22 protein-coding genes and 2 pseudogenes are annotated in these 23,533 nt (G+C 61.6%); 10 read left to right on the top strand and 14 right to left on the bottom strand.

All coding sequences use genetic code 11. The features are described from left to right. Nucleotides 1-4: 4 nt before the first annotated feature. From ACTG36_RS12545 to ACTG36_RS12505, 9 genes and pseudogenes are all read right to left on the bottom strand, one after another. Nucleotides 5-1,009 carry a LacI family DNA-binding transcriptional regulator gene (locus ACTG36_RS12545; RefSeq protein WP_375280363.1) on the bottom strand — a complete coding sequence of 335 codons (1,005 nt, stop codon included), beginning with the start codon at nucleotides 1,007-1,009 and terminating at the stop codon, nucleotides 5-7. 1 nt (nucleotide 1,010) lies between these two features. Then, complete coding sequence (locus ACTG36_RS12540) at nucleotides 1,011-1,784, bottom strand: ATP-binding cassette domain-containing protein (protein WP_375280362.1); 774 nt, start codon at nucleotides 1,782-1,784, stop codon at nucleotides 1,011-1,013. Between the two features lie 11 nt (nucleotides 1,785-1,795). Beyond that, nucleotides 1,796-2,875 (bottom strand): ABC transporter permease, encoded by a 1,080-nt coding sequence (locus ACTG36_RS12535; protein ID WP_375280361.1) that lies wholly within the window; start codon nucleotides 2,873-2,875, stop codon nucleotides 1,796-1,798. A 93-nt stretch (nucleotides 2,876-2,968) separates the two neighbouring features. Further along, complete coding sequence (locus ACTG36_RS12530; protein ID WP_375280360.1) at nucleotides 2,969-3,904, bottom strand: substrate-binding domain-containing protein; 936 nt, start codon at nucleotides 3,902-3,904, stop codon at nucleotides 2,969-2,971. A gap of 336 nt (nucleotides 3,905-4,240) precedes the next feature. Next, nucleotides 4,241-5,599, bottom strand: coding sequence for an ATP-binding cassette domain-containing protein (locus ACTG36_RS12525; RefSeq protein WP_375280359.1), 1,359 nt, complete (start codon nucleotides 5,597-5,599; stop codon nucleotides 4,241-4,243). Beyond that, entirely contained in the window at nucleotides 5,599-5,883 is a 285-nt protein-coding gene (locus ACTG36_RS12520) for an ABC transporter permease subunit (protein WP_375280378.1), read from the bottom strand. The genes ACTG36_RS12525 and ACTG36_RS12520 overlap by 1 nt, the downstream gene beginning before the upstream one ends. A 499-nt stretch (nucleotides 5,884-6,382) precedes the next feature. After that, nucleotides 6,383-6,502, bottom strand: a pseudogene (locus ACTG36_RS12515) (ABC transporter permease); the annotation flags it as partial. After that, the gene (locus ACTG36_RS12510; protein ID WP_375280358.1) at nucleotides 6,502-7,230 is read right to left on the bottom strand and encodes an ABC transporter permease; all 729 of its coding nucleotides are present in this window, start codon (nucleotides 7,228-7,230) and stop codon (nucleotides 6,502-6,504) included. The gene ACTG36_RS12510 and the pseudogene ACTG36_RS12515, both read right to left, overlap by 1 nt. A gap of 23 nt (nucleotides 7,231-7,253) precedes the next feature. Beyond that, nucleotides 7,254-8,801, bottom strand: a pseudogene (locus ACTG36_RS12505) (ABC transporter substrate-binding protein). A 196-nt stretch (nucleotides 8,802-8,997) separates the two neighbouring features. Here ACTG36_RS12505 and ACTG36_RS12500 point away from each other — a divergent pair. From ACTG36_RS12500 to ACTG36_RS12470, 7 genes are all read left to right on the top strand, one after another. Further along, nucleotides 8,998-10,287: an acetylornithine deacetylase/succinyl-diaminopimelate desuccinylase family protein gene (locus ACTG36_RS12500; RefSeq protein WP_375280377.1), complete on the top strand. Its 1,290-nt coding sequence runs from the start codon at nucleotides 8,998-9,000 to the stop codon at nucleotides 10,285-10,287. Nucleotides 10,288-10,415: 128 nt separating this feature from the next. Beyond that, nucleotides 10,416-11,891: an ABC transporter substrate-binding protein gene (locus ACTG36_RS12495; RefSeq protein ID WP_439142502.1), complete on the top strand. Its 1,476-nt coding sequence runs from the start codon at nucleotides 10,416-10,418 to the stop codon at nucleotides 11,889-11,891. A 181-nt stretch (nucleotides 11,892-12,072) separates the two neighbouring features. Further along, nucleotides 12,073-13,017, top strand: coding sequence for an ABC transporter permease (locus tag ACTG36_RS12490; protein ID WP_375280376.1), 945 nt, complete (start codon nucleotides 12,073-12,075; stop codon nucleotides 13,015-13,017). Then, on the top strand, nucleotides 13,014-13,829 hold the full coding sequence (locus tag ACTG36_RS12485) for an ABC transporter permease (protein WP_375280356.1): 816 nt from the start codon (nucleotides 13,014-13,016) through the stop codon (nucleotides 13,827-13,829). Before ACTG36_RS12490 ends, ACTG36_RS12485 begins: the two co-directional genes overlap by 4 nt. Further along, nucleotides 13,826-15,415 (top strand): ABC transporter ATP-binding protein, encoded by a 1,590-nt coding sequence (locus ACTG36_RS12480; protein ID WP_375280355.1) that lies wholly within the window; start codon nucleotides 13,826-13,828, stop codon nucleotides 15,413-15,415. The genes ACTG36_RS12485 and ACTG36_RS12480 overlap by 4 nt, the downstream gene beginning before the upstream one ends. Nucleotide 15,416: 1 nt before the next feature. Continuing rightward, a complete protein-coding gene (locus tag ACTG36_RS12475) occupies nucleotides 15,417-16,859 on the top strand; it encodes an aldehyde dehydrogenase family protein (RefSeq protein WP_375280354.1) in 1,443 nt (480 codons plus the stop codon). A 4-nt stretch (nucleotides 16,860-16,863) separates the two neighbouring features. Continuing rightward, the gene (locus ACTG36_RS12470) at nucleotides 16,864-17,877 is read left to right on the top strand and encodes a P1 family peptidase (protein WP_375280375.1); all 1,014 of its coding nucleotides are present in this window, start codon (nucleotides 16,864-16,866) and stop codon (nucleotides 17,875-17,877) included. Here the strand turns inward: ACTG36_RS12470 and modC are convergent. From modC to modA, 3 genes are read right to left on the bottom strand one after another with little or no spacing between them, the layout of a single operon-like run. Beyond that, the gene (gene modC / locus ACTG36_RS12465) at nucleotides 17,870-18,907 is read right to left on the bottom strand and encodes a molybdenum ABC transporter ATP-binding protein (RefSeq protein WP_375280353.1); all 1,038 of its coding nucleotides are present in this window, start codon (nucleotides 18,905-18,907) and stop codon (nucleotides 17,870-17,872) included. The genes ACTG36_RS12470 and modC overlap by 8 nt on opposite strands. Next, a complete protein-coding gene (gene modB, locus ACTG36_RS12460; protein WP_375280352.1) occupies nucleotides 18,907-19,602 on the bottom strand; it encodes a molybdate ABC transporter permease subunit in 696 nt (231 codons plus the stop codon). Before modB ends, modC begins: the two co-directional genes overlap by 1 nt. Beyond that, a complete protein-coding gene (gene modA / locus ACTG36_RS12455) occupies nucleotides 19,599-20,333 on the bottom strand; it encodes a molybdate ABC transporter substrate-binding protein (RefSeq protein ID WP_375280351.1) in 735 nt (244 codons plus the stop codon). The genes modB and modA overlap by 4 nt, the downstream gene beginning before the upstream one ends. Before the next feature lie 81 nt (nucleotides 20,334-20,414). Here modA and ACTG36_RS12450 point away from each other — a divergent pair, with 81 nt between their 5' ends. From ACTG36_RS12450 to ACTG36_RS12440, 3 genes are all read left to right on the top strand, one after another. Beyond that, nucleotides 20,415-20,879, top strand: a complete 465-nt coding sequence (locus tag ACTG36_RS12450) for an NUDIX hydrolase (protein WP_375280350.1) — start codon at nucleotides 20,415-20,417, stop codon at nucleotides 20,877-20,879. Between the two features lie 75 nt (nucleotides 20,880-20,954). Further along, nucleotides 20,955-21,371 carry a DUF1178 family protein gene (locus tag ACTG36_RS12445; RefSeq protein WP_439142494.1) on the top strand — a complete coding sequence of 139 codons (417 nt, stop codon included), beginning with the start codon at nucleotides 20,955-20,957 and terminating at the stop codon, nucleotides 21,369-21,371. Next, nucleotides 21,371-22,009, top strand: a complete 639-nt coding sequence (locus ACTG36_RS12440; protein ID WP_375280348.1) for an SDR family oxidoreductase — start codon at nucleotides 21,371-21,373, stop codon at nucleotides 22,007-22,009. Before ACTG36_RS12445 ends, ACTG36_RS12440 begins: the two co-directional genes overlap by 1 nt. An 11-nt stretch (nucleotides 22,010-22,020) precedes the next feature. On the opposite strand, the gene ACTG36_RS12435 is transcribed toward ACTG36_RS12440, so the two are convergent. Together ACTG36_RS12435 and ACTG36_RS12430 are read right to left on the bottom strand one after the other, a co-directional pair. Beyond that, on the bottom strand, nucleotides 22,021-22,551 hold the full coding sequence (locus tag ACTG36_RS12435; RefSeq protein WP_375280347.1) for an adenine phosphoribosyltransferase: 531 nt from the start codon (nucleotides 22,549-22,551) through the stop codon (nucleotides 22,021-22,023). A gap of 37 nt (nucleotides 22,552-22,588) precedes the next feature. Next, entirely contained in the window at nucleotides 22,589-23,458 is an 870-nt protein-coding gene (locus tag ACTG36_RS12430; RefSeq protein ID WP_375280346.1) for an S-methyl-5'-thioadenosine phosphorylase, read from the bottom strand. Nucleotides 23,459-23,533 lie beyond the last annotated feature (75 nt).

Here is a 23,533-nt window from a genome sequence, read left to right as displayed (position 1 = left end):
ATCCCTAGCCCTGCGGCAAAGGTCGCAGGGTGCCCCGTTCCACGATCCAGCCTGAGTGCAAACGCGCCTCGGGCGGGCGCGGGCCTGACCCCACCTGCTCGGCAATCAAATCGACGCTTTCGCGGATGATGTCCCCGATGGGGTTGTGAATGGTTGTCAGGTTGATGTTGGCCCAACCGGCCATTTCCATGTCATTGAGCCCGATCAGCCCCACCTGCCCCGGCACGTCGATGCCTGCCGATTGCAATGCGGACAGCGCGCCGATGGACACCACGTCATCACCGCAAAAATAAGCCTCCGCCAGATCGGTGCCAATCAGACGTTGCATTTCATCGCGGCCGCCCTCGAAGGAATAGCTGGCGGCATAGGAGACGTTGGCCTCCACATCCGTATGCTTGGCCACTTCATCGAGAAAGCCCGCGTGGCGGTCTTGGGTGGATGTGGCACTTTCGGGGCCGCCGAGAAAGGCGATCCGGCGATAACCGCGCGCGATCAATGTGGAGGCAGCCAGCACGCCTGCGGCATGGTTATCGATGCCGATGGTCGTGACCTTGGGGTCCGCCGTCTGGCGGCCAAAGGGATGCACGACGGTCAGCCCGGCCTCCTGAAAGGCCTCCGCGAATGTGACCGGCAGGGTTGAGGACGCGACAATCGCACCATCCACGGAATACTGGCGCAACATGGCCAAGGATTTCGCGGGGTCTGTTTCATCGCTGAGGTTCACCAACAAAGGCCGCAGGCCACGGTTCTGAAGCTCTTTGGTGACAAGGTCGAAGACCTCAAGAAAGATGGGGTTGTGAAAGTTGTTCGACACCACGCCGATCATTTTTGTCCGCCCCGTGGTCAGGGATGACGCCAGCGCATTGGGGCTATAGCCCAAGGCCGCAGCCGCGGTTTCGACCTTTTCACGGGTGCGCGCTGACACCGACGCGCCTTCGGTAAATGTACGCGATACGGCCGACCGGGATACTCCGGCCCGTTCGGCCACATCTTTCAGTGTTACAACCAACTTAGGCGGCGCCCTCAAATTGCGGCTGGGTCTTCGCGCCCGTAATATAGGCGACGATGTCCTGACCGTCCGTTTCTTCCTTGCGCAGATCAGCAACGATCCGTCCGCGCCGGAATACAACGATCCGGTCCATAAGGTCCATGACCTGCCGCATGTTGTGGCTGACAAGGATCAGCGGCTCGCCCGCCTCCTTCAGCGTGCGGATGATGTTTTCCACCTGTTCGGTTTCCTGCACACCCAGGGCCGCCGTGGGTTCATCCATGATCGTGAGCTTGGACGCAAAGGTCGCCGTCCGTGCAATCGCCACACACTGACGTTGCCCGCCCGACATGTTCTGGATCGTGTTGCGGATGTTGGGGATTTTCACCGCCGTGCGCTGCAGTCCTTCGATGGTGGCCGCCCGCATGGCTTTGTAATCGAGCACCCGGAACGGCCCCAGCCAGTTCCATTTGGTGATCTCACGGCCCAGGAACAGATTGTCCGGCACGTCCAGATCGTCGGCCAAGGCCAGCGTTTGGAACACGGTTTCGATCCCTGCCTCACGGGCGTCGATGGGGCCCGAAAAATGCACCGGCGCCCCGTCAAAGACGATGTCACCGCTGGTGCGCTGTTCCACGCCGGTGATCTGGCGCACGAAAGTGGACTTGCCCGCGCCGTTGTCGCCCATAATTGCAACGTGTTCACCCTTGTGCAGGGTGAAATTGGCGTTGTTGAGCGCCTCAACACCGCCGTAGTGCTTTGTCAGGCCTTTGGTTTCTAGAATGATCTCACTCATGACAGCCTCCCTCAGCGTCGCGATGTTGCGCGCTCTTGGCGCATTTTATCAAGGACCACGGCGCTGATGATGATCGCCCCCATGGCCATCAGCTGATAGAAAGCGTCCAGTTTGACATAGGTAAAGCCCGACTGGATGACGCCGAAGACCATGGCGCCAAGCACCGTGCCGATGATCGAACCGCGCCCACCGGTCAGGGACACGCCCCCGATGACGGCCATGGCGATGGCGTAAAGTTCGTAAAAGATGCCCATGCCGGATTGCGCCGTAAGGTTCTTGGACGACAGGATGATGGCCGCAAAAGCCGCCAGCATGGACGCCACCATATAGACCCGCACCTTGTGGCGCTGGACGTTGATGCCGGACATCCGCGCCGCGTCCTCGTTTGATCCGATGGCATAGGTGTGCTTGCCATAAAGCGTGTATTTCATGACGAAGTGCAGCACGATCGCAAGGCCGATGAACCAGAACACAGGGTTCATGGATTTGCCCAAGGTGGCATAGCTTTCGGTCGGGAATGACACCGGCTGGCCGCGCGTCCACGCCTGTGCAATGCCGCGACAGATCAGGAACATGCCCAAGGTGGCAATGAATGGCGGGATGCGGGTGAAGGCAATGAGCGACCCGTTGATCGCCCCGATGAACGCACCAAAAGCAAGGCCCACCAGCACCGGCAGGATCACCGGCAGATCGAAAGCCCAGTCAAACACGGCTTTGGGGTTGGGGTTGCCGTTGACCAGTTCGGTTTGCGCAAAGGACATCACGATCATCGCCGTCGCCCCCACCAAGGGGCCGGAGGATAGATCAATCCCGCCGAGGATAATCACCTGTGTGACCCCCAGCGCGATAATGCCGATGATCGACACCTGAAGGATAATGATGCGCAACCGCGCCTCGTTGAAAATGCTGTCGAAGCGGTCTTGGGTATCGAACAGAAAGCTTTGGCCGTTCATGTAGGGCAACGCCTGCCCCAGCACCTCAAAGATCACCACGATGATGATCAAAGCCAGAAAGATGTTGATCTCACCGGGCAAGGACCGTTTTGTCTTGTCGAACGTCAGCCCGCCTGTTCCGTGGGACGTATCCGCCATCGGTTGCTCCTTATGTCCTCAGCAATTTTCGGGAAATTTTGTCGGGGTGAGACGGCGCTGGAGCGCGCCGCCTCGGATCTTATGTGCGAGCACTTACTGGAATTCTGCGGCGTTCTCAGGCGTCACGAGGATGAACGGGATGAACACCGTCTTGTCCACGTCCTCACCGGCGGCCAGCGCCAGTGCGGTGTCGATGGACCCGGCGCCCTGACCTGCAAGGTCCTGGAACACGGTCACATCCAGATCACCGGCAGACATCGCCACCAGCGCATCGGGTGTCGCGTCAACGCCGCCGACCTGTACTTCGGCCATATCCATGCCGTTTGCCTTCATGGCCTGAATCGCGCCGACAGCCATTTCGTCGTTGTTTGCGATGACGAAATCGAAGGGCTCACCGGACGACATCCAGTTGGTCATAAGATCCTGTGCTTCGTCGCGGGACCAGTTGGCTGTCTGCTCATCGATCAGCGTCATGAAGTTACACATGTCCATGCCGATCACGTCATAGACGTCCTTGGACCGCTGCACGGCGGCCTGATTGGACAGCTGACCGTTCATCAGATAGCCCGTGGCACCGCCGGATTTGCCTTCTGCACGCAGGTTGCGGCAGATCTGGAACGCCTGAAGCGTGCCGGATTCAATCTCGTTTGAGGCCACAAACGCCTGACCTTCGGGCAGAGTGTCCATGTTGATCGGCTGACGGTTGACGTAAACCAGCGGCACACCTGCGGAGGCCGCAGCGTTGGACATCGCCTCGGTGGCGTTGGTGTCCACGGCGTTCACGATGATCGCGTCCACGCCTGCGGCGATGAAGTTGTTGATCTGGTCCAGCTGACGCGCCACGTCGTCTTGGGCGTCTTCCATCTGCAGTTCAACACCGTCCAGCGTGCCGATGTGGTCGGTCATGCCGTTGCGCATGATGGTCAGGCCGTTGTCGTCAAAACGGGCAATGGATGCGCCGATGGTCTGGGCCATGGCGGATGTTGCCATCAGAGCCGTGATACCGGTCGCAAGGATAAGTTTGTTCATGGTGTCCTCCCTAGGAACAGGCGTCCGGCGCGCCTCATTTTTGATCTCACCGGAGCCTTGCCACACGTGACGCGCAACAAGGCCGTTTGATGCTGAAAGTGGACGTCACAGGTCTGTCGACCTGAGGTCTGTTCCCTTACGTGCAGCGGCCTCCTCACCACTGCACAAAGCGATTCCCACTTTCGCCACCGTTCACTCTAGAGAGTTTGCAACCGGTTGCAAGAATTATGTTGCAAGATCATTGCGCGCAGGACAAAGGGGTTCGAAACGCTTGATTTTATGGGCTGGAGCGCGCGCTGGCCTGACGTGCGACGCAAACGGAGCTTATCGCGCGCCCTAGTCTTGGGGCATCACAGGCGTCAACGCCAGTAGCGACCGCGTGTCGTCGGCCTGCGGATTTTCGTACAAGCTTTCGGTTGAGGAAACCTCCTCAATCCGTCCGCCCCGCAAGACAGCCGTGTCATCGGCCATCTGCCGGACCACCGCCAGATTGTGACTGATAAACAGGATCGACAGGCCAAATGTGGATTGCAAATCCTTCAGCAAATTCAGGATTTCCGCCTGTATCGACACGTCCAGTGCTGAGGTCGGCTCATCGCAAATCAAGAACCGTGGCCGCGCCAAAAGCGCACGTGCCACGGCGATCCGTTGCCGCTGACCGCCTGAAAACTGGTGGGGGTATTTGTCGATTGCATCTGGCGCCATGCCCCCCAGTTCCAGCATCGCCGCCGCCAGTCGGCGCCTTTGCGCTTTGTCGGGTACGAAGCCGTAGAACCACAGCGGCTCCTCCAAGATATCCCCGATCCGGTGGCGTGAATTCAGGCTCGAATATGGGTCCTGAAACACCATCTGGATCAGCTGCCGTGGCGGATGATGCCGGCTGCGCGCTTTACCGTTTGGCAATTCAGCATCCCCCAGACGCATCTCACCGGACGCAGGGCTGACCAGCCCCGTGATGGCCTTGGCCAGCGTGGATTTGCCCGACCCGTTTTCGCCCACCAGCCCCATGATCGTGCCGGGGCGGACCGTCACACGGTGGGCCACTTGCGCAATCACGCCGATGTCGTGGGTGATCAGCATGAAGGCGATATCGCGGTCCCGCGCCAACCGTTTGATCAGGTCGAGGACTTGGCTTTGCACCGACACATCCAGCGCCGTTGTGGGTTCATCCGCGATAATCAATTCGGGGTCCGTGCAAATGGCCAGCGCAATCACCACCCGCTGGCGCATGCCCCCCGAAAACGGGTGCGGAAAGGCCTTGATGCGTTTGGCCGCATCCTTCATCCCAATCTCCTCCAACAAATCAACGGCGCGTTTAAGGGCCTCTGCATGGGTCACATCGGAATGGGCCTGAATGGTCTCGATCAGCTGATCTTCGATCGTCATCAGCGGGTTGAGGGATGTCTGCGGGTCTTGGAAAATCATCAAAATCCGGTCGCCGCGCACGGCGTGGGCCTCAGCCGGGGTCAACGCGCGTAGGTCTGTGTCACCCAGCGTAATCTCACCCCCCGCGATGTAGCCGGGGCTGGACAACAGCCCGATGACGGCGGCCCCCACGGTCGATTTCCCTGCCCCGCTCTCGCCCACCAGCCCGTGAATCTCACCGGGGCGGATGACCATATCCACGTCCTCAATCGCGGTAAAATTGCCAAACCGTGACGGGAACTTTACGGCCAGATCTTTGATCACCAACATCAGCGCAGCCTCGGGTTAAAAACATCCCGCAGGAAGTCGCCAAGGATGTTGATCGACCCCACTAAGGCGACCAGAAACAGCGTGGGAATCCAAAGAATCCACCATTCCCCCGACAGCAAAAACTGAATTCCGATGGGGATCAGCGTGCCAAGGCTGGGGCTGTCCGCAGGCAGGCCGATGCCCAGAAACGACAACGTGGCCTCCAGCAAAATGGCGCTCGCCAGATCGACGGTCATGATCACCAGCAACGGCCCAAGGATATTGGGCAGGATGTGCACAAACATGATCCGCACGGGCCGCTGGCCCATTATGACGCCGCCTGCACGTATCCCTTTGCATCTGCACAAAAGTGGAGGCCCGCGCCGTGCGCGCAAAATTCGCCCAAAGCGACGGCGCAATGGCCAGCATCAGCACCGCCACCCGCACATCCGCCTGCACCGATGCGGGCAACACGCCCCGCGCGATGCCGTCAATCAACAGCGCCGTCAGGATCGCGGGCAGCGCCAGTTGCACATCGGCGATGCGCATGACCACCGCGTCAAACCGTCCGCCGTAGAACCCTGCGGCAAGGCCCAGCCCGACCCCCAGCACAGGGGCAATGGTCAGCGCGGAAATCCCGATGACCAGCGACAGCCGCGCCCCGTATAGGATCGACGAGATCATATCGCGCCCCTGTTCATCCGTACCCAGCAGGTACCTGGGTTTCGCGCCGTCTTCCCACACAGGTGGCAGCAGCCCGTCAAACAGGCTGAACGACGACAGGTCATAGGGGTCGACCTGCGCAATCCACGTCGCAAACACCGCGCCAAAAATGATCGCAAGCGCCACAATCGCCGCAACAATCGCGGCGGGGGAATGGACGAACAACCATACGCCTTCGCGGCGTTTGAGCCAGTTGACCATCACACGTCCCTCACCCGCAATCGCGGGTCAATGGCCACGTACAAAAGGTCCACGACCAAGTTCACCAGCACAAAGAAAAACGCGATGACAACCAGATAAACCCCCATCACCGGAATATCGACAAAGCGGATGGATTCCAGAAACAGCAGCCCCATGCCGGGCCATTGAAAGACGCTTTCGGTGACGATGGAACAGGCGATGACACCGCCGAATTGCAACCCGATGATGGTGATCACCGGCACCATCGTATTGGCCAGCGCGTGACGGTAATGCAGCCGCCCCATGGGCACCCCGCGCGCCATGCCGAACCGGATGTAGTCGGAGCGCATGACCTCCATCATCTCGGCGCGCACAAGGCGCATGGTCAGGGTCAGTTGATAGACGCCAAGCGTGATCGCAGGCAGCAGCAGTGACCGCCATCCTTCGATCGTGAACAAAGAACTTTCCCAGCCGCCGATCTGCACCGTGCCACCGCGCCCAAAGGTCGGAAGCCAGCCCAGCTGCACCCCGAAAATGAAAATCAACATGATGCCAATGACAAAGGTGGGGATCGACACGCCGACCAGCGTGGTCATCAAAATGGCCTGTGCGGCCACCCCCCTCGGCCTGAGCGCGGTATAGACCCCCGCCGGTATCCCCACGAACCGGAACAGCGAGAATGCCAAAAAGGCGACGGCCAGCATTACAAAGACCGACTGCACCAGCCGTTTGAGGATGAAATAGACCATCGCCTGTTTGCTTTTCTATCTGGTCAGTTGACCGTGACCCACCGCAACATGAAGAAGTTATCCGCACGTCGCACGAGATCGATATTGTCTTTGGCAGCCCAGATCAGCGGCTGGGTATAGAGAGGGAGATAGGCGACCTCCTCTTGCGTGATCGCCACGACCTCATCGATCATCGCCTGACGGGCGGCGGGATCGATCTCTTGCTGGATCATGGGCAGCAATTCATCCACGCGTGCGTTGGCATAACTCCCGAAGTTCCACGATCCCAGCTAGGCCTCATCATCTTGGCTGTGCATCAGGAAACGAATGGGGTGTTCCATGCCAAAGGTGCCAGGCGACCAGCCAAGCAGATACATATCGAAATCGTCCTCACGCAGCTGCGGCCAGTAATCGCGCACGGGACCTGTGGACAGTTCTGCATCCAGACCAATGGCGGCAAACATGGACGCCGCCGCACGGCACAGGGCCTCATCACTGATGTAGCGGTCGTTCGTGCACTTCAGACCAAAGGAGAACCCGTCAGGATAGCCCGCCTCGGCCAGCAATTCGCGTGCGCGGTCGGGATCATAGGCGGGACGGTCTGTGTTGGCCTCCAAATAGCCGGAGATGCCTGCGGGCACCAATTGGTTGGCGGCTTCGATCTTGCCACGGAACAACACCCGGTCGATGCTCTCGATGTCCGGCGCATGGGCCGCGGCCAGACGGACACGCGGGTCTTGGAACGGGTTGGCGTCGGTCACGTCCTCGGAATAGAGAAGAGTATCGTGTTCATGGCCAAAGCCGAACATGATCACACGGGTTTCTTCGCCTTCCAACACCTTGAACCCTTCGCGGCCTTCGACCTGTGCGACGTCCTGCAAGGGGATCGGCTGGATGAAATCAATCTCAGCAGACAACAGCGCGGCCAATCCGGTCGCGGAATTGCCGATGGGCGTGAACACGGCCTCGGTCACATTGTGCTGGGCATCGTCCCACCAGCCCTCAAACGGGACTAAAACGGTGCGGACACCGGGGTCACGTCCGACCAGCGTAAAGGGCCCCGTGCCATTGACGTTCATCGTCGCAAAGTTTTCCGCGTCGCGCGCAGGCAAGGCGGCATCGTTGCCCTCAGCCCAGTCTTTGTCGAGGATCATAAAGTTTGCGATGCTGTCGGGAAACAGCGGGTTCGGCGCTGTGGTCACAAAATCAATCGTGAAGTCATCGACCACGCGCAAATCGCTCACAGGCGCGAACCAAGACCGCACATCGGCGGCTTCATTGGACGCGGGTTGATAGGAAAACAGCACGTCCTCGGCGTTGAACGCAGACCCGTCTTGGAAGGTCACACCTTCACGCTCCGTGAAACGCCAGCCGTTTTCGCCCTCCAGCGGTTCCCACGATGTGGCCAAAGACGGCTCAATCGACATGTCCTCACCACGGCGCAACAGACCTTCGTAGACGTTGTTTAGAAAGGACAAAACAGGGGCGGAGTTCACCGCATGGGGGTCCATCGTCTGCAGATCGGTGTTGGACGCCCAGCGCAGGGTTTCCGCCGATGCACCAAGGGCCAACGTCGCAAACGCCGCCCCCATCAATGCCGTTGTGCCAAAATTGCGTCGCGTTGTAGTGATCCCTCCAAGGTCAGACTTTGAGCCAAGAGTGGGGTGTTTCCCCCCGCGTCAAGCCGCCGCACCGTATTTGTGCAAAGTTTGATCGCTTAGCGAATTGGCTAAACGTTCTGCCGCGCTGGCGCTTGCAGCGCCAGCCGTTCCGCGCCAGTCTGACCCGATGACCACCCCTGATCCCCACAGCGCGCTGCTGGCGCGCATTGATGCAAAAACCGACGATCTGATCGCGCTGACACAGGATCTGATCCGCATTCCGACACTGAATCCACCGGGTGATTGCTACCGCGACATCTGCGATTATCTCGATCGCCGCTTGGGCGCTGCGGGCTTTGCCACCCAACTGATCCGCGCCCACGGCACCCCCGGTGACAGCGACACATACCCCCGATGGAACATCGTCGCCCGCCGTGACGGCACGTCCCCCGGCGACACCGTGCATTTCAACAGCCACACCGACGTGGTTGAGGTTGGCCAAGGCTGGACGAAAGACCCCTTTGGAGGCGCCCTCATCGACGGGCGCATCTATGGGCGCGGGGCCTGCGATATGAAAGGCGGGCTGGCCACCTCCATCATCGCCGCTGAGGCGTTTTTGGAGGAATATCCCGACTTCGCCGGTGCCATCGAAATCTCTGGCACGGCGGATGAGGAATCAGGCGGCTACGGCGGTGTCGCCTATCTGGCCGAACAGGGCTATTTTGACCCCACGCGCGTGCAACACGTGATCATTCCCGAACCGCTGGGTCATGACCGCATTTGTCTGGGCCATCGTGGCGGCTGGTGGGCCGAAATCGAGACCTTTGGCGAAATCGCCCATGGCTCCATGCCGTTCTTGGGCGATTGCGCCGTGCGTCACATGGGGGCCGTCCTTGAGAAATTCGAGGCCGAGCTGTTCCCCGCCATGGCCCAACGCCGCACAGATATGCCCGTCGTCCCCGAAGGCGCACGGCAATCTACCATGAACATCAACTCCATCCACGGCGGTCAGACCGAACAGGCCGACGACTTTACCGGCCTGCCCGCCCACTGCGTGCCCGACAGCTGCCGCATCATCATAGACCGCCGCTTTCTGGTCGAAGAACCCCTCGACACCGTGCGCGGGGAAATCGCAGCAATTTTGGAGGGGCTTAAATCCGACCGGCCGAATTTCACCTACGCCCTGCGCGAACTCAATTCCGTCTTGCCGTCCATGACAGACAAACACGCGCCCGTGGTGCAAACCGTCAGCCAAGCGATTGAGGACGTGATGGGCAAAACCCCGGCCTATGTGGCCTCCCCTGGCACCTATGACCAAAAACACATCGACCGGATCGGGCGGCTGAAAAACTGCATCGCCTATGGGCCGGGCATTCTTGAACTGGCCCATAAACCCGATGAATACATCGACGTGGCCGATATGATTGCCTCGGCCAAGGTCATGGCGCTTAGCCTCACGACCATCCTTTTGCCGTAACGGGACGGTGGGCGGGGCGCGTTTGAGGCCGGGCCTCAAACAGCGTCGCCCAACGTCACATCAACCAATTGCTTGAAATTCCGCGCCGCGGCGTAAAGACTGTGTGCAATTCAAACAGGGGACCTACCATGACCTTTCTCAGCCGCCTGACCGCCGTGTCCGGCCTCGCCCTGATGGCGAGTGCCGCAACCGCCCAGACCGATATCACTGTCGCGATCCAGCTTGAGCCACCGAACCTTGACCCAACGGGGGGCGCCGCCCAAGCCATCGACAGTGTGCTTTATTCCAACGTTTTCGAAGGTTTGACACGTTTTATGGCCGACGGCTCCGTCGTGCCGGGCCTCGCGGAAAGCTGGGACATTTCCGAAGACGGGCTGACCTATACCTTCACCCTGCGCTCCGGCGTGACCTTCCATGATGGCACCACCATGGACGCCGAGGATGTCAAATTCTCCCTCGACCGCGCCCGCGCCGAGGACAGCACGAACGCCCAAAAGGGCCTGTTCGCTGATATCGCAGAGGTCACGGTGATCGACCCGCAGACGGTCGAAATCACCTTGTCCCAACAAAACGGGTCGTTCCTGTTTAACATGGCTTGGGGAGATGCCGTGATCGTGGCCCCCGAAAGCATCGAAACCATCGCCTCCAACCCGGTGGGCACCGGTGCGTTCACCTTTACCGACTGGGTGCAGGGCGACCGGCTGGAACTCACCCGCAATGACGCCTATTGGGGCGACGCCCCAGCGCTGGAAACCGCAACTTTCCGCTTCATCTCCGACCCGACGGCGGCGTTTGCGGCTGTGATGGCCGAAGACGTGGACGTCTTCGTGGGCTTCCCCGCCCCCGAAAACCTTCCCCAGTTCGAAGCGGACCCACGGTTCCAAGTCCTCGTCGGCAACACCGAAGGTGAGACGATCCTGTCCACCAACAACCAGATGCCGCCCTTTGACAACGTGCTGGTGCGTGAAGCCGTGGCACTGGCCATTGATCGCCAAGCCATCATCGACGGCGCGATGTTCGGCTACGGCACGCCCATTGGCACGCACTTTGCGCCTCACAACCCCGACTACGTGGATCTGCTCGGCAACTCCCCCCACGATCCCGATCGCGCCCGTGCATTGCTGGCCGAAGCGGGCTTTGCCGACGGCTTCACCACGACCTTGAAACTGCCGCCCCCCTCCTACGCGCGACGTGGCGGGGAAATCATCGCAGCCCAGCTGCGAGAGGTCGGGATCGAGGCTGAGATCACCAACCTCGAATGGGCCCAATGGCTCGAAGAGGTGTTCAAAGCCAAAGACTTCGGCCTGACCATCGTCAGCCACACCGAACCCATGGATATCGGCATCTATGCGAACCCGGACTACTATTTCCAATATGACAACATCGTCTTCCAAGCGGTGATGGAAAAGCAGAACGCGACCACGGATCCCGCTATGCGCTCGGAACTGATGGCCGCAGCCCAGACCATCATCTCCGAGGATTATGTCAACGGCTACCTCTTCCAACTCGCCGTGCCCACAGTGGCGCAGGCCGGCCTGAATGGCCTGTGGACAGACCAGCCCACAGCGGCCGTTGATCTGACAGGCGTGTCTTGGTCCGAATGATCCAAACCCGAACAGGGCGGCGCCACCCCGCCGCCCTGTTTCGCTTTACCCTCAATACTCCGGGGCGCGCGCGGACACATCACGGGGGCAGCGCCCCCCTCACGCCACGCCAAAATTCCGGAATTTTGGCCCCCCGCCCGCCGCAAGCGCAATCATGCCCGACGCAGGCGCAGACGCTGCAATGATCCGCTACGCCGCCGGTCGCCTCGCGTCCCTCATCCTCAGCCTCATCGCCGCCTCCATCGTGATCTTCGCCGTGATCGAAGTCATCCCCGGCGATCCCGCGTCCTTCATGCTGGGCGTCAACGCCCGCGAAGACACGCTGGCCGCACTGCGCGACCAGATGGGTTTGAACGACCCGCTGCCTGTCCGCTATTTCGACTGGGTCACTGGCATGTTGACCGGCGATCTGGGCACGTCGTGGACCTACAAAACCCCCGTGGCCGATCTGGTGGCCGACCGCATCTGGGTGTCCCTGCCGCTGGCGATCTACGCGCTGACACTTTCCACGCTTATTGCCTTTCCCGCAGGCATCATGGCTGCTGCGCGCCGTGGCGGTCCTGCTGATCTGGGCATCATGGGGGCCACGCAACTTGGCGTGGCCATCCCCAATTTCTGGTTCGCCATGATCCTCGTGTTGATCTTTGCGATCAATCTGCGTTGGTTTTCCGCCGGTGGCTTTCCGGGGTGGGAGGATCCTACGTTGGCGCTCAAATCCCTCACCCTGCCTGCCATAGCGCTCGCCCTGCCACAGGCCGCTATTCTGGCCCGCGTCATGCGCTCGTCCTTGCTGGATATGCTGGGGGAGGATTTCATCCGCACCGCCCGCGCTAAGGGCCTCACCCGCCGCCAAGCGCTCTGGCGGCATGCTGTGCGCAATGCGCTGATCCCGGTGCTCACCATCATTGGCTTGCAATTCTCCTTCCTGCTGGCCGGTGGGATCATCATCGAACAGGTGTTCTTTCTGCCCGGCCTCGGGCGGCTTATTTTTCAAAGCATTTCCGCCCGTGACCTGATCGTGGTGGAAAGTGTGGTCATGCTGTTGGTCTTCACTGTCATCGTGGTGAATTTTGCTGTCGATCTGGCCTATGCCGCCGTCGACCCGCGCCTCAGGCGGCGCGCATGAAGCTGTCGTTCTACATCGGGGCCGCGCTGACGGCGCTGTTCCTTGCGCTGGCCGCGCTGTCCTTTGTCTGGACGCCCTATGACATCCAGTCCCTCGACATTCCGAACAAACTGCAACGTCCCAATGTGAGTTACCTGCTGGGCACTGACCAATTCGGACGCGACATCCTCAGCATGATCATGATGGGCGCGCGCACCTCTATTGCCGTGGCGCTTTTGGCCGTGGGCATCGGCATCGCGGTGGGTGTCCCCCTTGGTCTGCTGGCCGCCGCCCGGCGGGGAACGTGGTTGGACGAAGTCATTATGCGGGGCAACGATCTGGTTTTCGCTTTCCCCAGCCTTGTCATCGCGATCCTGATCACCGCCGTCTACGGCGCGTCGGCCACCAATGCGATCATCGCCATCGGCATCTTCAACATTCCCGTCTTTGCGCGCCTGAGCCGTGGTGCAGCCCTGCCGCTGTGGGAACGCGATTTCATCCTCGCCGCCCGCGTGGCAGGCAAAGGCCCTGCCCGTATTTCCGCCGAACATATCCTGCCCAACATCACCAACCTGATGATCGTCCAAGGTACCATCCAGTTCAGCCTTGGTATTCTGGCCGAGGCCGCGCTGTCCTATATCGGTCTTGGCGCGCAGCCGCCCACCGCCAGCTGGGGCCGGATGCTGGCCGATGCCCAGACCCTGACGGCCATCGCCCCGCACACCGCGCTGATCCCCGGCTGTACGATCATCGCTATGGTGCTGGGGCTGAACCTTTTGGGCGACGGGCTGCGCGACTGGCTTGACCCGCGCCTTCGGGTGGACCGCGCATGACCCTCTTGAGCGTGCAGAACCTGACCCTCAATATCGGCCCCCACCCGATCCTTCATGACGTGGACCTGACCGTTGAGGCGGGCAAGATCACCGCCATCACGGGCGAAAGCGGGTCTGGCAAATCCATGACGGCGCTGGCCATCATGGGCCTGCTGCCCAAGGGTTCTGCCACCACCGGCACGATTACTTTTGAAGGCGGCGACCTGCTGCAAACATCCGAACCGGATTTGTGTGACATCCGGGGCAATGACATCGGCATGGTGTTCCAAGAACCCATGACCGCGCTGAACCCAGTGCACACCATCGGCAGCCAAGTGGCCGAAACCATCCGCATCCATACCAAAGCTTCAAAATCTGACGCTATGGCGCAGGCCGCGACGATGCTGAAACGTGTGGGGCTGGAGGTGCCGCCCGACCGTTATCCGCATGAGTTGTCCGGCGGCCAGCGTCAGCGCGTCGTCATCGCCATGGCCATCGCCTTGCGTCCCAAACTGTTGATCGCGGATGAACCCACGACCGCGCTTGATGTGACCACGCAGGCGCGCATCCTGACCCTGCTGCAATCGCTGGTGGATGAATTTGACATGGGGTTGATCCTGATCACCCATGACCTTGCCGTGGTGGCCGATGTGGCGGATACGATTACTGTCATGCAACAAGGCCGCGTGGTGGAAACCGGTGCCGCGACCCGCGTGCTAACCCAAACGCAGCACCCCTACACCAAGGCCCTGCTGGCCGCGTCCAGCCATCAGCCAGCCAAACAAGAGCCATCCGCCAGCCAGACGCCCGCCCCCCCCGGCCTTGTCGTCCAAAACGTGACCCGCACCTACCCCCTGCCACGCCAGAATGTCTTTGGCCCCCGCCCCCACTTTCGCGCCCTTGATGACGTCAGCCTGACGATTGCACCGGGGGAGCGTGTAGGCCTTGTGGGCGAATCCGGTTGCGGCAAATCCACCCTCACGCGGGCCATTCTGGGGTTGGAGGATGTGCAGACGGGGACCATCACGCTTGACGGTGATCCGGTCTTTGCCAGCAACCGCCCCAACCTCTCTGTGCGGCGCAAAATGCAGGTCGTGTTCCAAGACCCCTATGGGTCGTTCAACCCGCGCCATCGCGTGGGGCGGCTGGTGTCGGAACCGTGGCACCTGCTGGAGAACAAGCCACAAAACGGGGGCGATCTGATTGCGCAGGCCCTGACCGACGTGGGCCTCACCCCGTCTGATGCCGACAAATACATCCACGAATTTTCCGGCGGCCAACGTCAGCGCATCGCCATCGCCCGTGCGCTGATCACCCAACCGGATTTGATCATTTTCGACGAAGCCGTCTCTGCCCTCGATGTCTCCGTGCGTGCACAAATCCTTGATCTGATTGCCGATCTTGGGACAAAGCGGCGGCTGGCCTACCTCTTTATCTCTCACGATCTGCACGTGGTGCGCGCTGTGACCGACCGTGTTCTGGTCATGCAAAAGGGCCGCATTGTTGAGGACGGCCCGACGGGCCAAGTCTACGACACACCCCAACATCCTTACACTAAAGAGCTGCTGGCCGCTGCCCCGCACCTCCCCGATTTTGCTGAGGTTTGATATGCCGCTGACCCCCTTCAACATCCCCAAAGCCCACCACCTGATCGGGGGCGCATGGGTGCAGGCCGCAGATACGATCTCTGTGACCGATCCCTCCGACAACAGCCCGCTGACCACCATCGGGCGCGGCACCGCTGCCGACATCGACCGCGCGGTGGCCGCCGCCCAGACAGCCCGTGACGGTGCATGGGGCGCCATGACCGCGCTGGACCGGGGCCGCATCCTGACCCGCATTGGGCAGGCCGTGTTGACCCATGTCGATGCGCTGGCCCAGCTCGAATCCCGCGACGTGGGCAAGCCTCTGACGCAGGCGCGCGCCGACGCTTTGGCGCTGGCCCGATATCTGGAATTCTACGGCGGGGCGGCGGATAAAATCACGGGTGAAACCATCCCTTATCTGGACGGCTATACCGTCTATACCCTGCGCGAACCCCATGGCGTCACAGGCCATATCATCCCGTGGAATTACCCGATGCAGATCATCGGGCGGTCCGTCGGGGCGGCGCTGGCCATGGGCAACGCCTGCGTGCTGAAACCCGCCGAAGACGCCTGCCTGACGGCACTGGCCTTTGCCCAGATCGCCACAGACGCGGGCCTGCCTGAGGGGGCGCTGAACGTGGTCACGGGGCTGGGGGCAGAGGCCGGTGCGGCCCTCGCCGCGCATCCCGGCATCCAGCACATGTCCTTCACCGGATCCGTCGCAACGGGCGAAGCAATACAGGCCGCCGCTGCCAAAAATGTCATCCCCATCACGCTGGAACTGGGCGGCAAATCCCCGCAACTGGTGTTTGATGACGCCGATCTGGACCGTGCCATACCCTTCCTCGTCAATGCGGGCATCCAGAACGCAGGCCAAACCTGCTCCGCCTCCTCGCGCATCCTTGTGCAGCGCGGCATCTACACCTGCGTCCGCGACCTCATGGCCGACGCCTACCGACGTCTGCGCACAGGCCCCGCGCTTGAGGATTTGAACGTCGGCCCGCTGATCTCAGCCAAGCAAAAATCCATCGTTGAGGGGTTTTTGGATCAAGGTGCGGACCTCACGATCGCGGCCCAAGGGCAGATCGTCACCGACACGCCGGGGCACTATGTGGCACCTACCTTGTTTGACGATGTCCCCCCGGATCACGCCTTGGCCCAGTGCGAAATCTTTGGACCTGTGCAGGTTCTCATCCCCTTTGAAGATGAAGCCCAAGCCTTGGACATTGCAAATGGAACCGACTTTGGCCTTGTGGCCTCCGTCTGGTCGGAAAACGGCGCACGGCAGATGCGGCTGGCGCGGGCGCTGAAATCGGGTCAGGTCTTTATCAACAACTACGGCGCAGGCGGCGGCGTGGAATTGCCCTTTGGCGGCGTGGGAAAATCAGGCCATGGTCGCGAAAAAGGGTTCGAAGCGCTCTACGGCTTTTCCACCCTCAAGACCGTTGCGGCCTATCATGGATGACACAATGACCTACACCACCGGCCCCCGAAACCTGATCACCGATGTGTCCGGCCTGACGGTCGGGAATGCGCAGGACGAAACCCTGAAATCCGGCAGCACGGTGTTGCTGGGGGACGTGCCGTTTACGGCGTCGGTCCATGTGATGGGTGGTGGGCCCGGCACGCGGGAAACAGACCTTCTGGCCCCCGACAAGACCGTCCAACAGGTGGACGCGCTGGTGCTGTCGGGCGGGTCCGCCTTTGGTCTGGACGCCTGTTCGGGCGTGGCCGACGCCCTGCGAGACGCCGGACGCGGCTTTGCGGTGGGCAATGTGACCGTCCCCATCGTCCCCGGCGCCATCGTGTTCGACCTGATCAACGGGGGCGACAAGGCGTGGGGGGCCAACCCCTATCCGGATTTGGGGCGCGCGGCGTACAATGCGGCAGGGGTCGACTTTGCCATAGGCACCGCCGGTGCGGGCACCGGCGCAATGGCGGCCCGCCAGAAAGGCGGGCTGGGGTCCGCCTCGGTGGTTTTGCCGGATGGCACGACGGTCGGTGCCCTGGTGGTGGTCAACGCGCTGGGGTCGGTCACGACACCGGGCGACCGCCATTTCTGGGCCGCCCCGTTTGAGATGGGCGATGAATTCGGCGGGTTCGGCCCGGACCCGCACGTGGCCTACACCACGCCTGATCCCAGTCTGAAAGAACAGGCCATGGGCCTGCATGCCGCCAAAGGGGCGAACACAACGATTGCCATTGTCGCCACCGATGCGCCGCTGACAAAAACCCAATGTCACAGGCTGGCGGTCAACGCCCATGACGGGATGGCCCGCGCGATTGTACCGTCGCATACGCCGCTTGATGGGGATTTGGTGTTTGGTGTGTCCACAGGCACCGGCGCACCTTTGGATGTGGCGGGCTATGCGCCTGTGGGGGCGGCGGCGGCCACTTGCCTCAGCCGTGCCATTGCGCGTGCGGTCTATGCAGCGACACCGGCTGCGGGTGACCTGATCCCGACCTATGGGGCCGCTAGCTGACGCGGGCCGAGGCGATGGCTGTGGTTTTCACGATCGCATAGATGCGCTCGTCCACGGCCAAGCCCATGGCCTTGGCCGACCGCTGTGTCACCCGCGCCAAAAGCCGCGCTTCACCGGCTTGCAGTCCCACAACCACGCCATCGCCCTGCCCCTGATCCACAGCAGAAATCTGCACCGCCAAGATATTGAGCGCCGACATCCCCTTAGGCGCTGTGCGCGACAGGATCACGTCCTGCGCGGGCACCCGCACGCGCACGGTGCCCCCCGCGCGGCCTACGGGGCCAGGGACCCAAAGGGCACCGGCGTCGGTTTCAACTTTGGTCAGACCATCATCCGCATGGCCCACCACGCGGCCCGTCAAGACGGCGCCAGCGTCCTGCACACCGATGAAGGGGACGGCAGCGGGGTCCGACAGGACCGCGTCGACCGAACCTGACACGACAATCTGACCCCGGTCCAGCACGACGATCTGGCCGGCAAGGCGTGCGACCTCGGCCATGTCGTGGCTGACGTAGATCATCGGGATCGACGTCTGGTCGCGCAGCGCCTCAAGATAGGGCATGACCTCCGCCTTGCGCGGCGCGTCCAATGCCGACAGGGGTTCGTCCAACAGCAAGACATCCGGCCCCGACATCAGGGCACGGCCCAACGCCACGCGCTGCGCTTCGCCCCCCGACAAGGTGGCTGGGGTGCGATCCAAAAGTGCCTCAAGCCCCAGCAGCGCGATGATCTTCTCCTCATCCACGCGGCCCCCGTAGCGAAGATTTTGCAGGACCGTCATATGCGGAAAAAGACGGGCGTCTTGGTAGACGTAACCGATGCGGCGCCGGTGCGGCGGCAAGGCGGACAGGGCGCGGCCATCAAGGGTGACGGTGTTTTGATCGCACCGCAGAAAGCCCGCAATGGCGCGGATCAGGCTGGTTTTGCCCGACCCTGACGGGCCAAAGACCGCCGTGATGCCCGCAGGTACATCGAACGCGGCGTCAAGCGTGAAGGCGTCAAACGTCTTGCGGATATCCACCTGCAACATCACCGCCCCCTGCGCCGCGCAGCACGGCTGGCCAGAGCTTCGGACACGATCAGGGCGACGGCAGCGATGGCGATGGACACGACCGCAAGGCGCAGGGCCAAAGGTTCACCCCCCGGAACTTCAAGCAGGGTGTCGATGGACAGTGCCAGCGTTTGCGTCTGACCGGGAATGTTGGACACAAACGTCACTGTCGCGCCGAATTCGCCCATGCCCTTGGCGAAACCCAACACCGCCCCTGCCAGAATGCCCGGCCATGCCAATGGCAGGGTCACCGTTCGCAACACCCGCAGGCGCGTGGCACCCAGCCCACTTGCGGCCTCCTCCAACCCCGGATCAATGGCGTCCAGCGACAGCCGGATCGCACGGACCATCAGCGGAAAGCCCATGATCGCGGCGGCCAATGCAGCCCCCGTCCAGCGAAAGGCAAAGACCAGACCTAACAGCGCCTCAAACGCCTCACCCAGCGGGCCGGTGCGGCCAAAGCCCAACAACAGCAGATAGCCCGTGACCACGGGCGGCATGACAAGCGGCAAATGCACCAGCACGTTCAGCGCCTGACGCCCCCAGAAATCGCCCCGCGACAGGGCATAGGCCACACCAAAGCCCACCGGCAGGCTGAACAAAGTCGCCCAAAACGCGACCTTTAGGGACAGCCAAAGTGCGGTCCATTCCGCAGGGCCCAGCCAATCGGTCATGACCCCTCCGGCGGGGGCAAAAAGCCCCAACGTGCAAGAACGGCTTGCCCATCAGGCGACAGCACTAAGGCCATCATCGCCGCCCCATCCGTGGTGAGGGCCGCACCTGCATAGGTGATCGGAATGTGACTGTCCGGGGCAAAGGCATAGGCCTCAACCAAGGTCGGGAAAGCCACCAGATCGCTGGCGTAGCCGATACCGTAGGGCGCCTCCCCTCGGTCAACAAAACGCAAGGCGGCGCGGACATTGGCGGCCTGAATGACGCGCGCTTCAAGGGTGGACCACAGGCCCAGCTCCCCCAGTGCTTCACGTCCGTATCGCCCTGCAGGGACGGCCTCAATCTGGGCCATGGCAAGTAGGCCGTTGCCCAGTATGTCGGAAAATTCCGACATGTCATCAACGATTTGTCCGTCACGGGTCAACAAGACCAACCGGTTGGAGGCGAAATCCTGTGCCTGCGACACCACCCCTTCGGACACCAGCCAATCGGCCCAATCGCGGTCTGCCAACAACACCACATCCGCAGGCGCGCCCAAGGCCACCTGCCGGGCCAGCGCGGAGCTTGCGGCATAGGCCGTCACCACGTCGGCCCCCGTTGCGGCTTCAACATCCTCGGCCAACTCCTCCACCGCTTCGCGCAGCGACGAGGCGGCGAAGACGGTGATGGGTTCCGCCGCAGCAGCGCCCGTCAAAAGGCCCGCCGCACACAGTAAATAAAGGAGTTTTTGCACGATTCGTTGCAATTTGGAGCGCGCCAGTCTAGGTTGAAGTCATTGAGGACGTTAAACGAGTTAAGAAGAAGAACCGTACCCATGGCAAACATGAAAGGTTTGCAACAGCAAGAGATTGATTTGGGCGATGCCGCCAAAACCGATCTTCGCACCCAATTTGCGGCGCTGTGCTACCGCATCAAAAACGACAAACTGCAGTTTTGCCTCGTGACGTCGCGCCGGTCGGGCCGGTGGATCGTGCCCAAAGGCTGGCCGATGAACGGCGAAACCCCCATGGACGCCGCCGCAACCGAAGCCTTTGAAGAGGCCGGGGTCGAAGGCAAGATATCGCCCCAGCCTGTGGGCGTGTTCAGCTATTACAAAGTCCGCACGGAAGATGAATTGCCCTGCATGGCCGTTCTTTACGCCCTCAGGGTCAAAAAGGTGCACAGCCGCTGGCCTGAGAAAAAAGAACGTCAGCGCAAGTGGGTGTCGCGCAAGAAAGCCGCCGCCATGGTCAGCGACGCTGAACTGGGTGAAATCATCCTGCGCTTTCAGCCTGCCTGACGCCCGACGGGCCCGTGCCATATTGCTCTGCCACCGGTCGCGCCCTATCTATTGGGCAGACCAAAGGGGCTATCATTGATCCGCTACACCCTCACCTGCGACCAAGACCACCGGTTCGAAAGCTGGTTCGCGTCCTCTTCCGCCTTTGATGCGCTGGAAAAGGCCGGTCATCTGGCCTGCGCGGTCTGCGGGTCGGCACAGGTGACACGCAGCCTTATGGCCCCGTCCGTGCCCGCGAAATCCAACACGGCGGACTTGGCAGCCCCGATGTCAGAGGCTGAGGACGCGGTGACCAAGATGCGAAAACACGTCGAGGACAACAGCGACTACGTCGGCATGTCCTTTGCCACCGAAGCGCGCAAAATGCATGACGGCGACGCCCCTGAACGGGCCATCTACGGTGAGGCCAAGTTGGACGACGCGAAAAAGCTGATCGAGGACGGGATCCCCGTAGCCCCCCTCCCATTCATGCCCAAACGAAAGACGAATTGATGCAGGTTTTGATCACGGGGGCCAGCCGCGGCATTGGCGCGCAGATGACCGCCCAGCTTGAGGCGCGGGGCGATACGGTGACCGCAACGGCCCGTCAGGGGCGCGACATCGCCGTCGATGTCTCTGATGCGGCATCAATCCGCGCGACGGCGGATGCCTTTGGCGACAGACCGCTGGATTTGCTGGTGTGCAATGCAGGCGTTTACCCGGATCGGGGCGAAGACCTGACCACCGGTTTTCCTGCCGACATGTGGGCCGAGGTTTTCGCCATCAACGTAACGGGCGTGTTCCTGACGGTGCAGGCCTTGCTGCCGAATTTGCGGGCGGCCAAGGGTAAAATCGCCATCATCTCAAGCCAGATGGGCGCGTCGACCAAAGCCTCCGGTGGCGGATATATCTACCGCGCATCCAAGGCCGCCGCGACGAACTTGGCGTTCAATCTGGCCACAGACCTTAAGTCAGACGGCGTGGCCGTGGGCGCCTATCACCCCGGCTGGGTGCGCACCGATATGGGCGGGGCCTCCGCCGCCGTATCGCCTGAGGACAGCGCTGCAGGGCTGATCGCCCGTTTTGACGCGCTGAACATCACCAACACGGGGCTGTTTGAAACCTACGACGGCCAACCCCACCCCGCTTGATCTGTGGCCGCTTAGTCGCCTTCGAATTCACACAGGATGTGGACGTCCATCCCCATCCCTTCCAGTTTCTTGCGACCGCCCAAATCCGGCAAGTCGATGACGAAGGCGCAGCCCACGACGACCCCGCCCAGACGTTCAATTAGCTTGATCCCTGCCTCTGCGGTGCCGCCCGTGGCCAGCAGATCGTCGACCACCAGCACCTTGGCCCCCGCCTCAATCGCGTCGTCGTGCATCTCCATCACGGCCTCACCGTATTCCAGCGTATAGGCCTGTTCGATGGTCTTGCCCGGCAGCTTGCCCTTCTTGCGGATCGGTACGAACCCCTTGCCCAGCTGGTGCGCGATTGCCCCGCCAAGAATGAACCCCCGTGCCTCAAGCCCGACAACCACATCAATGTCCGCGCCCGCATGGGGATGCAGCAGCTGATCCACCGCCATGCGAAACCCGCGCGGGTCGGCAAAGAGCGTCGTGACATCGCGGAACATGATCCCCTCATGGGGGAAATCGGGGATCGTGCGGATATAATCCTGAACGGTTTTCATGGGGTGGTCCTTGTTTGGGTGGGGCATGGTGCGCAGATCACAGCACGCGGCCTGCAACAGCGTCGAGTTTGGCAACCAGCGCCCCATCGCGGGCGTCGGGGGCAGTCATAATGGCATGCTCCAACGCGCGGTCGCAGCCACAGGGGCACGGGGCACGGTCGCGGCCAAGACGGGCGGGAATATCCGCGACCATGGTTTTCGCCGCCGCCGAATTGCCGCCCAAAGTCTTTATAATATCTGAGATATCAACGGTCCCGTGACCCGGATGCCAGCTGTCATAATCCGTGATCATTGCGACGGAGGCATAGCAGATCTCAGCCTCACGCGCCAATTTCGCCTCAGGCATATTGGTCATCCCGATCACATCACAGCCCCAGACATCGCGATAAAGCCGGCTTTCGGCGATGGACGAAAACTGCGGGCCTTCCATGGCAAGATACGTCCCGCCCCGATGAGTGGTGACACCGGCGGCACGGGCGGCGGCCTCACAGGCATCGCCAAGACGCGCGCAGACCGGATGGGCCACACTGACATGCGCCACGCAGCCGGTGCCGAAAAAGGATTTTTCCCGCGCGAAGGTGCGGTCGATAAAATCGCTGACGATCACAAAATCGCCGGGTGCCATGTCGTCCCGAAAGGACCCGCAGGCGCTGACGGCGATGATATCCGTACACCCCAACCGTTTAAGCGCGTCGATGTTGGCGCGGTACGGCACGGTTGAGGGCGAATGCACATGACCGCGCCCATGGCGCGGCAGAAACGCCATGGGCGTCCCGTTCAGCGTGCCGGTGCGGATCTGGTCAGACGGCGCACCCCACGGCGTGTCCACGGTTTGCCAGGCGGCGTCCTGCACCCCGTCAATGTCATAAAGCCCCGACCCGCCAATAATTCCGATTTTCGTCTGCATATGCATCCTGCCTTAACCTTGTCGCAACCTAGCCGTGTGATGAGGGGCTTGTGAAGACGCAACAGACCAATGCGC

The organism is Pseudooctadecabacter sp. (assembly GCF_965657175.1).
Taxonomy (GTDB): Bacteria; Pseudomonadota; Alphaproteobacteria; order Rhodobacterales; family Rhodobacteraceae; genus Octadecabacter.
Note: the sequence above shows the minus strand (reverse complement) of the source record. Positions and strands in the feature narration are given on the sequence as shown.